Here is a 14,442-nt window from a genome sequence, read left to right as displayed (position 1 = left end):
CCCTTCTTTGATGTGTAACCGTTTACATAGATAGATTATCACGAAAGCATTAAAAAGACAATCTTAAAAAAATAAAAAAAGAAAAGAAAGAGGGCGTCTTCCTTTTCTTAACTAATAATGCCCGTTTGGGTAATGTTCACTTTGATTTTTGGGATGATCTTCACTTTTGGATAATCGGTGACCCAATTCATTTTCATATACTCATCATAATGTCTGACTCTGTATTTTCTGCCGAGGCTTAGCACATCGGAATTCGCATCTTGCAGGGCAGCGATAATTTTTTCTGCTTCTTTTGTCAAAATGACTGATAGCTTTTTGTTGAGCATTTCAATTTTTTTGTCAGTATCAAGGTTATCTTTTGGGTACTCAATGACAGAAGTATTAAATTCAAATTTGAGTGAGTATGTTAAGTTTCGATGATCAGGATTTAGAATCTCGATGTCTCTCTTTACATCAGTGACTTGAATCGTAATGTAATTGTTTTCTTTTGACTTCATGTCGCTTCTCACTTTTTTTGTGAAGTTGGCATACTTGCCCATTTTTCCGTCCATGATGGTGAGCAAGATCGCATCTTGACCGTACAACTCGCCTTTCTTTTTCTCATTATCAAATAGGGCAACACCTTTTACACTGATTAATTTCTTCGATTGATCAAAATGGATTAAGGGCAATGTGAAGTCCTCTCCAGTTTGGAGCATTTTAGATCGAATACTTTGAATGTTTTTAGGTGCTACTTGGGATGAGCGTGATGCGGTTGTGATCAAGTTATTTAAATAGTCACTCACAATGAGCTTTTCCTTCAGCAGCGAGTTAATCACTTCTTCACAGGTCCCTCCTTGAACAACGGCGAGATTTGCGAGGAGGGGGCTTTTTGGATCACGATAAAACATATCTAAGTAGGGCAGAAGACGATTTTGGGCAAATTCATCACCGATCAGCATCACCCGCATTTTCGACATGTCTATTTTTTGATCCACAATCCGGCTGAAGTTGGTTCTTGCTTTCCTTAAAGTAGGTGCTTCCGTTGTGAGAAGAGTGGTTAAAAAGCTGCCTGTATTTCCTTGTTCCATACTTTGAGACTGCTGCACTTTTCGATAAGTGATTGAGTACTTCGCATTGTCATCCTCTCCTTGATCAACAGCGGAGGTTAAAACAAGAGAGATATTCTTTAATAGGTTCTGATCCCAGCAGCCAGGCATGAATATGAGAGACACACACATGAGCAAAGTCAGTATGTACTTATGACGCATGTGATTTCACCTTCCCTTTACGATGTTTGATAAAGATGATAATGGCCATAAAGATTGGGAGTGTGTAAATAAATGAATATTGAGCGATGGTGGTAAAATCATTAAAACGCTGAATTCTAAAATTATCGGTTGCAAGGTAACAGCTAGCCGCATAAATCAAAATGGCAAAATATAACACATATTTTTTGTGTTCTTTTTTCTTAAGAATACTTGCTACGCCATTTGCACAGAAGTAGAGATAGTTACTGAGTGTGGCTAAAATGACAAATACCCAGAAACTAAGAAAAATTAAATCTGTCCGTTCAATCACACCGAACGAAATGGTTTTTAACAGATAAAGAACAGGATTTGGAATGATATTGAGCTCAATCGGGCTGAAGAACATAAAACAAATCACTGTGATAAATAGGTAGTAAAGTGTCGTGCATATATTGGCAATGGTCATGACCTTGTATCGCGCTTTAATGGTGCCTTTCATCAGTGGAGAGATGATCAGAATCATCTCAAATCCATTCATAGATAATACAACATCCTTTAATCCGAGCTGAAATTGAGAGAAGTCCGTTTGGAAAAAGGGCATAAGGTAGTCGATATTGGTTCCTTTTAATGAATAGAGCATGATGAGAGACAACAAGAGTAAAAAAGGAGTCAGAATAAAGTTGAATCTGACAATCGCTGTAATCTGTTCCTTGGCGATGTAAAGGATGGATATCATGAGTAGTAGGTTGATGACCCAATTGGGTGTAAGTGGTAAAACCCATATACCCAGAATTCTCGTGAAAATAGATAGAACGACAATACAGACTGAGGCGAAATAAATTGTATAAAGAGCCACTAAGATTCGCCCAACCCATTTTCCAAAAACCTCAATTAATGCCTCGAAAAATGATGTCTCAGGATATTTGTGAATGATATATATAAAAATGGTATTGATGATTTGGATAAAAAAACAGGCCAAAATGATAGCCATCCAGCCATCATGCCCCATATCTTTCATGAGCAAATGAGGCAGGGCTAAAATACCGACACCAATTTGAGATTGAATGATAAAAAAGACAGCTTGAGATGGAGATATTTTATTTTTCATCTTGATTTTTCCATCCTCTCAAATTTTCAATTTGCCCTTTCTTTTTTGGGTTTAAGTAAACAGGGCGATTTTTATACATCCACATTGGTAATCGAATCACAGTGTCTTTTAAATCCTGCCAGTTAAATGGAGTTACTGGAGATAAATACGGGACACCTAGTGATTCAAGGCGGCATAAATTCATCAGGACGATCGACAGACCGAATGAAATGCCAATAAACCCAAACATCGATGCCATGAACATGAGCGGAAAACGCAGCATCCTGATGGTAGACGTCATTTCAAACGAAGGAAGAACAAAGGAAGCAACAGCGGTCACGGCGACCACAACGATAAGAACATTGGAAATGAGCCCAGCTTTTACTACCGCATCTCCAATGACCAAACCGCCTACGATCCCAATGGTCTGTCCAATTGGTTTTGGCAGACGCACCCCAGCTTCGCGTATGAGCTCAATTGTAATCTCCATCAGCATAGCTTCTATTAAAGGCGGAAAAGGAATGCCGATAATGGAATTTTTCATCGTAATCGCTAATTCATCCGGGACTACCTCATAATGAAAGCCGATGACTGCAATATAAAAAGAAGGCAAAATCACAGCGATGATACAGGCAATATAACGAAGAATACGAATAAACGTAGCTGGAATCCAGCGACTATTGTAGTCATCTGGTGATTGAAAGAAGCTAAAGAATGTAATAGGCAGAATGATAGCCATTGGACTGCCATCCATCAGCACAACAATTCTCCCCTCAAGAATGGCAGATCTCACTTTGTCAGGTCGTTCTGTATCAATGAGCTGCGGGAAGATGGAATATGAATCATCCTCAATCGCCTCTACAATAGAACCGGGGCTAAGCAGCGTGTCTACTTTAATAGAAGAAATTCGTTTGTTAACCTCATCTATCTTTTCTTGATTGGCAATATCAGAAATATAAACCGTCGCAACCTTTGTTTCAGATTTTGTACCGACCTTATGATACTGGATTGCAAGTTTTCGATCATTTAAGTGTGAACGCAGCAAATATAAATTGGTATCTAAACTCTCAACAAACCCATCATGTGCGCCTGCAATAATACTTTCAGAAGAAGGTTCAGAAATGGAACGCAGCGGCGGCTGCCCAACAGCAAATATTTTGATCTGTGCGGATTTTTCATCAAGGAAGGCAATACTTCCGGCAATAATGCTGTCGACAATCAGCGTCAAGTCACCTGTTTCGAGTGAACTAAGAGATTTTGCATAGTCCTGTTTTCCAGGAGGACCGAGCAAGTTGCCGATAATGAAGTCGTTTAATTTGCTTTCATCGACTCTAGTTTTAATAAAAAACAGCACTGATTTCGTTTCATTCACCATCAATTCCCGGTATTCAAAATCAGCGCTTTGTTGAAATGCTTTGTTCAGAATCCGAATCTTTTCCTCAAAACCGCCTGATAAAAAGTGTAAGCGTGTTTGCTCATTCGTATTTGGCATCTTTAGCCTCCTCTCACAGATTTTTTAACCATAGTGTAAGCCGAGAAGATGATTTTATGCGTCATCTTTGGGGAAAGCATGACACGAACCGACAACTTTCAACTAAAATCACATTAAAAATGTTAAGAAATGATGAATCTTGATAAAAAGAAATGAATAATGTTTCATTGTTTAGGTCATAAGGAGTGAATATCGTAAAGAGAGGCTATAACAAAATGATTAATCTTTGACATCTTATCCCAATTTTTTGTGACCTGAAAATAAGCAGATGACTTGATTTTTTGACAGGTGACCTTTGTCATAGGTCAACACATAGCGTTCTGACCGATGAGGATGACTTTCTAACCTGTTCATTTAAAAATATAAAATATTCTAAAACACGCACTATTCATTTAAAGCGCTGATATGACTGATTTCGTAGAGATGAAAGGGCTTTAAAACATTGATTCAAAATACATCTTAATAATTGTCGAAAAATTTAGGGAGAAAAGGACAAAAGATTTTTCACTGTTTGATGGTAACGCTTTCTCTTATTCTGAGCAGAAATTCAGTCGTCATTTTGTCCGTCTTTTGGCCTTTTCATTTGAGCGTGAGATAGGCAAATACGCCTTCTGATTAGAGGAATTTGGCATACGAGGAAGTGAAAGATTATGTTACATAATACCGATTGTGATTTTATGCTGAACCTATATACTGTTGATTGAATTTACATATCACACTCATAAAAAAAGGAGATGTAGATAAGCGATGTGGTTAATCGTTATAGCCTGTGTCATCATGTTAGGGATTGGCTTTATTGAAAAGAAGCGTCATCAGAAAAATATCGATGCCCTGCCGGTACGCGTCAATATTAATGGTATACGCGGAAAGTCTACCGTTACAAGATTGACAACCGGTATCTTAATGGAGGCAGGTTATAAAACTGTCGGCAAAACAACAGGAACGGATGCAAGAATGATTTATTGGGATACGCCAGAAGAGAAACCGATTAAAAGGAAACCGCAAGGACCAAATATCGGAGAGCAGAAAGAAGTTATGAGAGAAACCGTTGAAAGAGGAGCAAATGCCATCGTCAGTGAATGTATGGCGGTGAATCCAGATTACCAAATTATCTTTCAGGAAGAGCTGCTTCAAGCGAATATTGGCGTGATCGTAAACGTTCTTGAAGATCATATGGATGTGATGGGGCCAACTCTTGATGAAATAGCTGAAGCCTTTACAGCGACAATTCCTTACAATGGGCACTTGGTTATTACGGATAGTGAATATACAGATTTCTTTAAAGAGATTGCGAAAAAACGCAATACTGAAGTGATTGTTGCAGATAATTCCAAGATTACCGATGAGTATTTACGGAAATTTGAGTATATGGTGTTCCCGGATAATGCTTCACTTGCACTTGGTGTCGCACAAGCATTGGGAATTGATGAAGATACGGCATTTAGAGGCATGTTAAATGCGCCGCCTGATCCAGGAGCGATGAGAATTCTTCCATTAATGGATGCAAAAACACCTGGACATTTTGTAAATGGATTTGCGGCTAATGACGCAGCATCTACATTGAACATTTGGAAGCGTGTGAAGGAAATTGGGTATCCAACAGATGAACCGATTATTATCATGAACTGTCGTGCGGATCGCGTAGATAGAACGATCCAGTTTGCGGAGGATGTACTTCCTTATATTGAAGCAAGTGATCTTGTCTTAATTGGTGAAACGACAGATCCAATTGTGAAGGCATTTGAGGATGGAAAAATTCCGGCTGACCACTTACACAACCTTGAATATCAATCTACAGAACAAATTATGAACATGCTTGAGAAAAAGCTTCATAATCGAGTGGTTTATGGAGTCGGCAATATTCACGGCGCCGCTGAACCTTTAATCGAAAAAATTCAAGAATACAAAATTAAGCAGCTTGTCAGCTAGGAGGAAATATAGAAAATGTTCGGATCAGATCTTTATATCTCGTTAATTTTAGGTGTTCTACTCAGTTTAATTTTTGCAGAAAAAACAGGAATCGTACCAGCTGGGTTGGTTGTTCCAGGTTATCTGGCACTCGTCTTTAACCAGCCAGTCTTCATTTTAGTTGTTTTATCTGTCAGCTTGCTGACATATGTGATCGTTCGTTTTGGACTATCGAAATTTATGATTTTGTACGGACGTAGAAAGTTTGCGGCGATGCTGATTACAGGGATTGCCTTAAAGCTCATATTTGATTTCTTCTATCCAGTAGTTCCGTTTGAAATAGCAGAATTCCGCGGAATCGGAATCATCGTGCCTGGATTGATTGCGAATACGATTCAAAAGCAAGGTCTTACGATTACCCTTGGAAGCACATTACTTCTAAGTGGTGCAACATTTGCCATCATGTATGTTTACTATCTATTTTAAGATAAGGTGTGTCCAATGATGAATAAAAAATTGAGCTTTCAGGAAAAGCTGCTGAAAATCACAAAGAACCAAAAGAAAAAGACGAATAAACACGTACTGATTGCTTTACCGATTGTCATTGCTTGTACATTTCTATTTACATTTATCGGGAAAGCACAAGTACCAACTGTAGAAAAGAATCCAGAAAACATCCTGACCGCTTCGTTTGTCGGAGATATTATGTTTGGAAGAAATGTAGAGAAAGTAACAGACCGCTATGGAAAGCAGCACCTGTTCCGCTATGCGAAGCCGTATTTTGATGTATCAGATTATGTAACTGGGAATTTTGAGCATCCAGTGGCTTCAGATAAGGAACAGGCAGCACAAAAGAATATTCATTTGAAAACAGATGAAGATTCTGTACAAGCGTTAAAGGATTTGAATTTCTCTGTACTAAACTTTGCGAATAACCATGCAGCAGACTACGGTGAAAAAGGCTTAAATAACACGATTGATGCCTTTGAAAAAGCTGACATGGATTATACAGGGGCAGGGCGCAACGTCAAAGATGCGAAGCAGAACATTTCATACAAAGAAGTGAATGGCGTTAAAATCGCTACCCTTGGTTTTACAGATGTATATGGAAAAGATTTTAAAGCAACAAATCGCAAGGCAGGTATTCTGCCAGCTGATCCATCTATCTTTATTCCGATGATTTCACAAGCTGCTGAAAAGGCAGATATCGTTGTTGTTCATGCGCACTGGGGACAGGAATATAACAATGAAGTAAACGACAGACAAAGAGAGCTGGCAAGAGCGATGTCAAAGGCTGGTGCTGATATCATTATCGGTGCACACCCGCACGTTCTTGAGCCGATGGAAGTCTATAACGGAACAGCGATTTTCTATAGCTTGGGGAACTTTATTTTTGACCAAGGCTGGTCAAGAACACGTGATTCTGCCATTGTTCAGTATCATCTGAATGAAGATGGAAAAGCGACATTTGAAGTGGTTCCAATGTACATCAAAGAAGCGACACCTGCTCCAGTCAAAGCAGGATCTCTTGAATCAAAATCGATTATCCGTATGCTGACAAATGGCACGAATGCGGATTGGAAAGAAAAAGACGGACATATTTTCTTTGAAGTCGATCATTCTGATAAAGTTCAAACATTAAAAGAAAACGAGGGGAAGGATAAAAAATGAAATTCCTTAAAGCAAGCTGGCCGTTTGTTGCGTTAATTTTAGTCTTTGTCTTTATGTCTGCTTTTAAATTTAGTGATAGCCTCACAGATCATGAGAAACAAAAGATCTCGGTTGAAATGCAGAAAATTGAACAGCAAAAGCAGTCAAAAGCAGAAGCAAGTAAATAAAGAAATGATGATGAAAAGAGCACGCGAGGCGTGCTCTTTTTTGACGGAAAAAGGTGTAAAATGAAAGGGGTCATGTCGAAACTATAAAAGAAAGGAGGAAGAGAGGATGAAATGGAAAGGAATACTGCTTGGAGGATGTGCCATTGTAGGACTCATGTTTATGTCCCAAACAGAGGTGTCTGCTCAAACAACATCTCCTTTAAAACAAGCGGAAACGCTGATAGGCACGCCTTATCATAAAGGAGGAATCAATCCGAAAACGGGCTTTGATGCGTCTGGCTTTATACAATATGTATACAAAACAACAGGTGCATTTGATTTGCCGCGAAAGGTGATTGATCAATACCAAATCGGTGAAAGCGTATCATGGGAAAAAGCGAAGCCCGGAGACCTTGTCTATTTTCGCAGTCTTGAAGAAACAAAAGACATCCCAACACATGTTGCTTTGTACGCTGGAAATGATCAGGTGATCCACATCACACTCAGTCAAGGGGTGGTGAAAACAGATGTCAGCAAAAGTAAATATTGGACCGATCGGTTCTATGCGGTCAAACGGCTGCCTGTCTCCCAAGAGATGTCGGATGATCAACTGGTGAAAGATGCGATGAAATATTTAGGAATCCCTTATGTATTCGGGGCATCAGATCCAAAAGTAGGATTCGATTGTTCAGGTTTTTTACAATATTTGTTCGAAAAATCACTTGGGATTTATTTGCCAAGAAGTGCTGAGCAGCAATGGATGGTTGGAGAGAAAGTGGCACGAGACGATATTCGCCCTGGAGATTTTGTTTTTTTTAGCAACACGTATAAAAAAGGAATTTCACATGTAGGCATGTACATCGGAGGAGACCGCTTTATTCATGCGAGCCGTTCGGAAAGTGTGACGATTTCTTATTTGTCTGAATCGTATTGGCGTGAGAAATGGACAGGTGCGAAACGATTAACTGAGCTGAAACTAGCGAAAGAAGACCCAGTCGTATCAAAAGCTGCCACATATATTGGAGAAGTACCCTATGTAAAAGGTGGTGCGAGCCCAAAGCAAGGCTTTGATACAGCAGGATTCACGCAGTATATCTATCAAGAAGTGCTTGGAATGGAGATGCCTCGCTATGCGCCGGGACAAGTTAAAGCAGGTACACCTGTGAAACGATCGGAACTAAAGCCAGGAGATCTTGTCTTTTTTAAAGGGACTTCGTTGATGCCAGCCATTTATGCTGGTTCAAATCAAGTCATTCATGTGACGGTTTCAAATGGCGTTGTCATTACCAATATGAAAACAAGTACGTATTGGAAGGATAAATATGAGACGGCTGTTAGAATTAAAAAATAAAGAAAAAGCCCGATCAATGCTCAGATCGGACTTCTCGACTTCTCACTAGGCGCTGATCAGACAAGCGTCTTTTTTTCTTGAAATTGATTCTGCAAAAGCAGATCAATAAAATAGGCGACGCCATCTTCATGGTTGCCTTTTGTGATATAGGTGCTTTTTTCTTTAATGACATCCACCGCATTCCCCATCGCTATCCTGTGTCCTGCTTCATCGAACATGGATAGATCATTAGGGCTGTCACCGATCGCATAAATATTGGATCGGTCTACGCCATAATGGGCTGCAAGTTTCTTGAGGGCATGTCCTTTGCCTGACTCTTTTGGCAGTACCTCAATGATATGTTCTCCAGATGAGGTCAAGGAGAGCTCAGGCATCTTAGAAAGAAGATCTCGTGCTTCTTGCAGCTTATTCATATCAAATGAGAAGCATAGTAATTTATAAGTTGGTTCATTCGACTCAAAAATTTGACGGATGTCATCGACAGGTTTGATGCCAAACTGTTTAAATTGAGTCATCGCCCCTTCCCATAAATCAGCTACATCTTCATAAGGATTGGCGCTTTTGATCATATCAAATTCAGCTTTGAGCTTTTCTTTTCCATCAAATGGGGAAAGGAGGGCATCGTCTGTATAGACCTCGAAATAAATGTTCCGTTCCACTAATTCCTTTGCAGCACGTCTTCCAGCTTCTTGATCAAGGGTGATTCTGCTGAAGAGCTTGTACCCTTCTGTATGGACAGTTCCTCCATTTGCCGCAATGATGGGAATATCCAAATCCCCAAGAAGCTCTTTTACATCAAAAGTCGCGCGCCCTGTACAAATGGTCACAATATATCCAGCTTCCTTCGCACGAATCAATGCTTGCCGGTTTTGAGCGGATATTTCACTTTTCGTATTTAAGAGTGTACCGTCTAAATCAATCGCAATCATTTTTTTCATTGCTGTTATATCCTCCTTCATTCATGCAATAGCCTCTTCAAAGTATGTACGATTTCCTTCATTCTCATGAAAGAGTCGGATCGTGGATTCCTCTCTTTAAGGCTAAACAAAAATGGTCAATTGATCAAGGATATAAGAAAAAGCGCCCAAAACGACGCTTTTAGCGTGTAGACAAACCCTCGCATTCTTTGTCAGTCCTGCGTGCTGGTGCTCACGAATGACAAATTCGCTCCGCGCCAGTACTCGTTCTTCCTAGGGCTGCAAAGGTTTTCTATCACGCTGAAAAGAAGACAAAGGGCTAAAATCAAGTTCATTTTAGCCCTTTGTCAACAATCTGAAAGCGCCCAAAGGACGCTTTCTGTTTTTATGATAATTCAAGCTGTTTCTTCAATTCTGTTTTGACTTCGTTCAGTTGGTTTTGATCCAATTGGTAATAATAAACGCCATTTGGCTGGTAATCAGATCCTTTTAGTTGAATCGTATCAACAGATTTCAATGAAGTGAGTAGTGGGAAAAGACCAACTAGTTCTTTCATTGACAGGTTAGTTGAGACGTTATCACCTAGAGTATCTATGATATTGTCATAAGACGGAATAGACGTTACTGATTTTGATTTATCGAAAATGGCTTTTAAAACTTCCATTTGACGCTGTCCGCGCATGAGATCACTGTCTGCTTTTCTTGTTCTCACATAAGCGAGAGCTTGATTACCATCTAGTGTGTGAGTACCCGTTTGCAGCTGAACTTTGCCCTTTGTATCTTTAAGAATCTGTTTCACAACATATTCATCTTTAATGTTAACGGAAACACCGTTTAATTCGTTCACAATTTCCTTAAACGCTTTGAAATTACTTTCAATCACAAAGTCGACAGGGATATCTAGTAAATTCTCAACTGTACTCACCGTGAGGTCTGCATCACCAAATGCGTGTGCATGTGTAATTTTGTCATAACCATGACCTGGAATATTAACATATGAGTCCCTTGGAATACTTAATAATTTAACGGTTTTATTCGTACGATTTACTGTCGCTAATACCATTGCATCGCTTCGTGCTTGTTTGACGGTTTCGCCTGGTCTGCTGTCAATGCCAAGCAGCAAGACAGAAAAGCTGTCTTTCCCAGGATCAAATGCTTCAATCCGTTTGACAGATTGCGCACCGCGGTCTAGAGAGACTTGTGCTTTTTTCGCAGCCGATGTCACTTTATAGTAGGCATAGCCGGTGACAGAAGCGGTTGTCAGTAAAAGAATACCAAAAATAAAAAGAGTGACTTTCACCCATGGTTTTAAACGCTTTTTGCCTTTGCGTTTACTTCTTGTTTGATCCATATATTTAAACCCTCGCTATGATTTTATAGTAAAGATGTCCTTCTTCCTGCTTACAAACTAAAACAAATATACCTTAAAACGGGATATAGTGCGACATTTTTTTCACTAACGCTTAATTGACGTTTCCTTATCTAAAAAAGTTTCAATGATACGCAAATGAAATATATTTGTCATAAAACATCGAAATGTTTGAAATGACAGGAAGTGAGGAAAATGATTTTTCATAGAGAAACATCTAGTCATTACATAGATAAAAGAGGGGTTATGATCATGAAAAATCGGAATGGGTGGCTTTATTTCTTCGGCGCACTTGGCGGCGCCTTATATGGTTACGATACAGGTGTCATTTCTGGCGCTATCTTATTTATGAAAGAGGATTTGGGTTTAAATGCATTTACAGAGGGACTTGTGGTCAGCTCGATTTTAATCGGGGCGATGCTCGGGTCTTCTCTTTCTGGAAAACTGACAGATCAATTCGGACGGAAAAAAGCGATAATCGCCGCAGCCATTTTATTTATTTTCGGTGGATTTGGAACAGCCCTTGCGCCGAATACGGAGGTTATGGTTTTATTCCGAATCGTGCTAGGACTTGCTGTCGGATGCTCGACGACGATTGTTCCATTGTATTTATCTGAACTTGCGCCAAAGGAATCAAGAGGGGCACTTTCCTCATTAAACCAACTCATGATCACATTTGGTATTCTTCTTGCCTATATTGTGAACTACGTTTTAGCAGATGCAGAGGCATGGCGTCTGATGCTTGGAATTGCCGTTGTTCCTTCTGTGCTCTTGTTATGTGGTATTTTGTTTATGCCAGAAAGTCCTCGCTGGCTGTTTGTCCAAGGACAGGCGGACCGGGCGAAAGAAATATTGTCAAAACTTAGACAAAGTAAGCAAGAAGTTGAAGACGAGATTGCGGATATTCAAAAAGCAGAAAGTGAAGAAAAGGGCGGTCTTAAGGAATTACTCGAACCATGGGTGCGCCCGGCTTTAATTGCTGGTGTCGGTTTAGCCTTTTTACAGCAGTTTATTGGGACAAATACGATCATTTATTATGCACCAAAAACATTCACAAGTGTCGGCTTTGGCGATTCAGCAGCCATTTTAGGAACTGTAGGAATTGGTGCAGTCAATGTTGTCATGACGTTTGTTGCGATTAAAATCATTGATCGTGTCGGGCGGAAAGCGTTACTCCTATTTGGAAATGTAGGGATGGTTCTTAGTTTGATAGTTCTAGCAGTGGTCAATCGTTTTTTCGAGGGATCAACAGCTGCAGGGTGGACGACGATTATATGTTTAGGACTTTTCATCGTCATTTTTGCTGTCAGCTGGGGCCCGGTCGTATGGGTGATGCTGCCGGAGCTGTTCCCAGTACATGTCCGGGGAATCGGTACGGGGGTATCGACCTTCCTACTGCATACAGGGAATTTGATCATCTCGCTCACATTCCCAGCCTTGTTAAGTGCAATTGGCATCAGTAACCTTTTCCTTATTTATGCAGCCATCGGCATAGGTGCCTTCTTATTTGTGAAATATTTAGTCACAGAAACGAAAGGGAAAAGTCTTGAAGAGATTGAAGAAGATTTAAAAAAGAGAAACCGTGCCGTCGTGAATGACGAAGGGGAAACGGTATGAAAAAAGACCAGCTGCATGAGGCCGCTGGTCTTCCTTTGTTAAACAAACGTTTAATCAAGAAAGGACAATCACTCATCTTCTGAACGTGCTGCCTATGACATACATATGGAACAGGCGGGCGAAAGGTGGAAATGAGATGAAAGGAAAAACGAGCATTGTGATGCTGACGTACAATGAACTGCACCTAACGAAAAAATGTATCGACAGTATCAAGAAGCATACTCGGCGTGATGAATATGAACTCATTATCGTGGATAATGCTTCATCAGACGGAACAAAGGAATATGTGAGACAACTGGAAGATGTCGTGTTGATTGACAACGAGAAGAATCAAGGCTTTGCCAAGGGCTGTAACCAAGGGGCGAAAAAGGCAACAGGAGATAGTATTCTTTTTTTAAATAACGACACGATTGTGACCGAAAACTGGCTTTTGCCTTTAAGAGAAGCCCTTTTTGCATCAGAGCGTATTGGCATGGTAGGGCCTGTCTCCAATTATGTAAGTGGTCCTCAGCTCGTTCAGCCATCTTACACAGATGTGAAGGAGCTTCCTGCCTTTGCAAAGGCATATACGGCTTCGAGAAAAGGTCAAAGAACATATGTGCATAGACTTGTTGGTTTTTGTTTGCTGGTCAAAAGAGAGCTGATCGAGGATGTAGGGTTATTTGATGAGCGGTTTGTATATGGATCATTTGAGGATGATGACCTTTGTCTGCGTTCTTTGCTAAAGGGATACCAGCTGCAAATCGTCCATGATTCATTTGTACATCATCACGGTCATGCCACATTCAATGCCAATGAAGAAACGAATATCTCTACATTGTTTGCGGAGAACAGGCTTCGATTTTTAGATAAATGGGGTATTGATTTAAACCTGATCTCCCCCCATCCATATTTTGCAGCACTGCTCCCTGAGGATGCCGTATGTGTGCTGGATGTTGGCTGCGGTGCTGGGGCGACAGGGCTTGAACTGATCAACCGGCAGTCCGTTGACATGTACGGAGTAGAGGCGGATGCATTAAAAGCAGAGATGGCAAAGGCGTATTACAAAGAAGTGATTGAGACAAAAGCGGAGGCGTATCCTTGGTCAGAGAAAGAAGCTTTTTTTGATGCTGTGATCTTTTCTGATGTGTTAGAGCATGTGTCAGATCCATGGCAGATGATTGCTCAAGCGCATGCGTCTTTAAAACCAGGTGGCGTGATCATTTGCTGCTTACCTAATATGATGCATGCGGAAGTACTGCTGCCTTTAATGGCAGGTGATTTTACGTATCAAGATGTGGGGATTTTAGATCGAACACATATGAGATTTTTCACACCAAATACAATGCGGGCGCTCTTTCCAGACCATTTGTTTCATCGCGTGATTGAACAGCCCATCAATGTGCCAATTGATCAAAACGTTCAATTGTTTTTTGACGAAGTGGCGAGAGTAGGAGAGTCACTTGGCTTTCAAACAAAAGAATTATCTGATCAAGTGACGCTCTATCAGCTTTTGATCGTTGCACGTAAAAAAGGCGGTTCCCCCTCCGGGTAATCCGCCTCAGCGTGTAGGCAAACCCTCGCATTCTTTGTCAGTCCTGCGCGCCGGTGCTCGCGAATCCTTCATTCGCTCCGGTACTCGTCCTTCCTAGACTGCAAAGGTTTTCTATCACGCT

Annotated in this window: 12 protein-coding genes; 7 read left to right on the top strand and 5 right to left on the bottom strand. The window is 40.4% G+C overall.

Annotated elements, in window-relative coordinates:
* Nucleotides 1–107: 107 nt before the first annotated feature.
* From FBF75_RS07700 to FBF75_RS07690, 3 genes are read right to left on the bottom strand one after another with little or no spacing between them, the layout of a single operon-like run.
* Nucleotides 108–1,250 (bottom strand): Ger(x)C family spore germination protein, encoded by a 1,143-nt coding sequence (locus FBF75_RS07700; protein WP_025208103.1) that lies wholly within the window; start codon nt 1,248–1,250, stop codon nt 108–110.
* The gene (locus FBF75_RS07695; RefSeq protein WP_136944597.1) at nt 1,240–2,337 is read right to left on the bottom strand and encodes a GerAB/ArcD/ProY family transporter; all 1,098 of its coding nucleotides are present in this window, start codon (nt 2,335–2,337) and stop codon (nt 1,240–1,242) included. The genes FBF75_RS07700 and FBF75_RS07695 overlap by 11 nt, the downstream gene beginning before the upstream one ends.
* Nucleotides 2,327–3,808, bottom strand: a complete 1,482-nt coding sequence (locus FBF75_RS07690) for a spore germination protein (RefSeq protein ID WP_046344641.1) — start codon at nt 3,806–3,808, stop codon at nt 2,327–2,329. Before FBF75_RS07690 ends, FBF75_RS07695 begins: the two co-directional genes overlap by 11 nt.
* A gap of 747 nt (nt 3,809–4,555) precedes the next feature.
* On the opposite strand from FBF75_RS07690, the gene pgsB reads away from it, so the two are divergent.
* The 5 genes from pgsB to FBF75_RS07670 all read left to right on the top strand — a co-directional run bounded on the left by pgsB (nt 4,556) and on the right by FBF75_RS07670 (nt 8,884).
* The gene (gene pgsB / locus FBF75_RS07685; protein WP_007497522.1) at nt 4,556–5,737 is read left to right on the top strand and encodes a poly-gamma-glutamate synthase PgsB; all 1,182 of its coding nucleotides are present in this window, start codon (nt 4,556–4,558) and stop codon (nt 5,735–5,737) included.
* Between the two features lie 15 nt (nt 5,738–5,752).
* Nucleotides 5,753–6,202 carry a poly-gamma-glutamate biosynthesis protein PgsC gene (gene pgsC / locus FBF75_RS07680; RefSeq protein WP_007497520.1) on the top strand — a complete coding sequence of 150 codons (450 nt, stop codon included), beginning with the start codon at nt 5,753–5,755 and terminating at the stop codon, nt 6,200–6,202.
* Between the two features lie 18 nt (nt 6,203–6,220).
* A complete protein-coding gene (locus FBF75_RS07675; RefSeq protein ID WP_024718710.1) occupies nt 6,221–7,387 on the top strand; it encodes a CapA family protein in 1,167 nt (388 codons plus the stop codon).
* Nucleotides 7,384–7,554, top strand: a complete 171-nt coding sequence (gene edmS / locus FBF75_RS19650) for an extrachromosomal elements maintenance protein EdmS (RefSeq protein ID WP_008343253.1) — start codon at nt 7,384–7,386, stop codon at nt 7,552–7,554. Before FBF75_RS07675 ends, edmS begins: the two co-directional genes overlap by 4 nt.
* Before the next feature lie 106 nt (nt 7,555–7,660).
* Nucleotides 7,661–8,884, top strand: coding sequence for a C40 family peptidase (locus FBF75_RS07670; RefSeq protein ID WP_017360003.1), 1,224 nt, complete (start codon nt 7,661–7,663; stop codon nt 8,882–8,884).
* Between the two features lie 56 nt (nt 8,885–8,940).
* Here FBF75_RS07670 and FBF75_RS07665 read toward each other — a convergent pair whose 3' ends face one another.
* Nucleotides 8,941–9,822, bottom strand: a complete 882-nt coding sequence (locus FBF75_RS07665; RefSeq protein WP_169476078.1) for a Cof-type HAD-IIB family hydrolase — start codon at nt 9,820–9,822, stop codon at nt 8,941–8,943.
* Nucleotides 9,823–10,186: 364 nt separating this feature from the next.
* Nucleotides 10,187–11,152, bottom strand: a complete 966-nt coding sequence (locus FBF75_RS07655) for an LCP family protein (protein ID WP_017360001.1) — start codon at nt 11,150–11,152, stop codon at nt 10,187–10,189.
* 270 nt (nt 11,153–11,422) lie between these two features.
* Here FBF75_RS07655 and FBF75_RS07650 point away from each other — a divergent pair, with 270 nt between their 5' ends.
* Both FBF75_RS07650 and FBF75_RS07645 read left to right on the top strand, forming a co-directional pair.
* Entirely contained in the window at nt 11,423–12,787 is a 1,365-nt protein-coding gene (locus FBF75_RS07650) for a sugar porter family MFS transporter (RefSeq protein ID WP_136944595.1), read from the top strand.
* A 136-nt stretch (nt 12,788–12,923) separates the two neighbouring features.
* Complete coding sequence (locus tag FBF75_RS07645; protein ID WP_136944594.1) at nt 12,924–14,321, top strand: bifunctional glycosyltransferase family 2 protein/class I SAM-dependent methyltransferase; 1,398 nt, start codon at nt 12,924–12,926, stop codon at nt 14,319–14,321.
* Nucleotides 14,322–14,442 lie beyond the last annotated feature (121 nt).

It is taken from the genome of Bacillus sp. S2(2019), assembly GCF_005144805.1.
Taxonomy (GTDB): Bacteria; Bacillota; Bacilli; order Bacillales; family Bacillaceae; genus Bacillus; species Bacillus altitudinis.
Note: the sequence above shows the minus strand (reverse complement) of the source record. Positions and strands in the feature narration are given on the sequence as shown.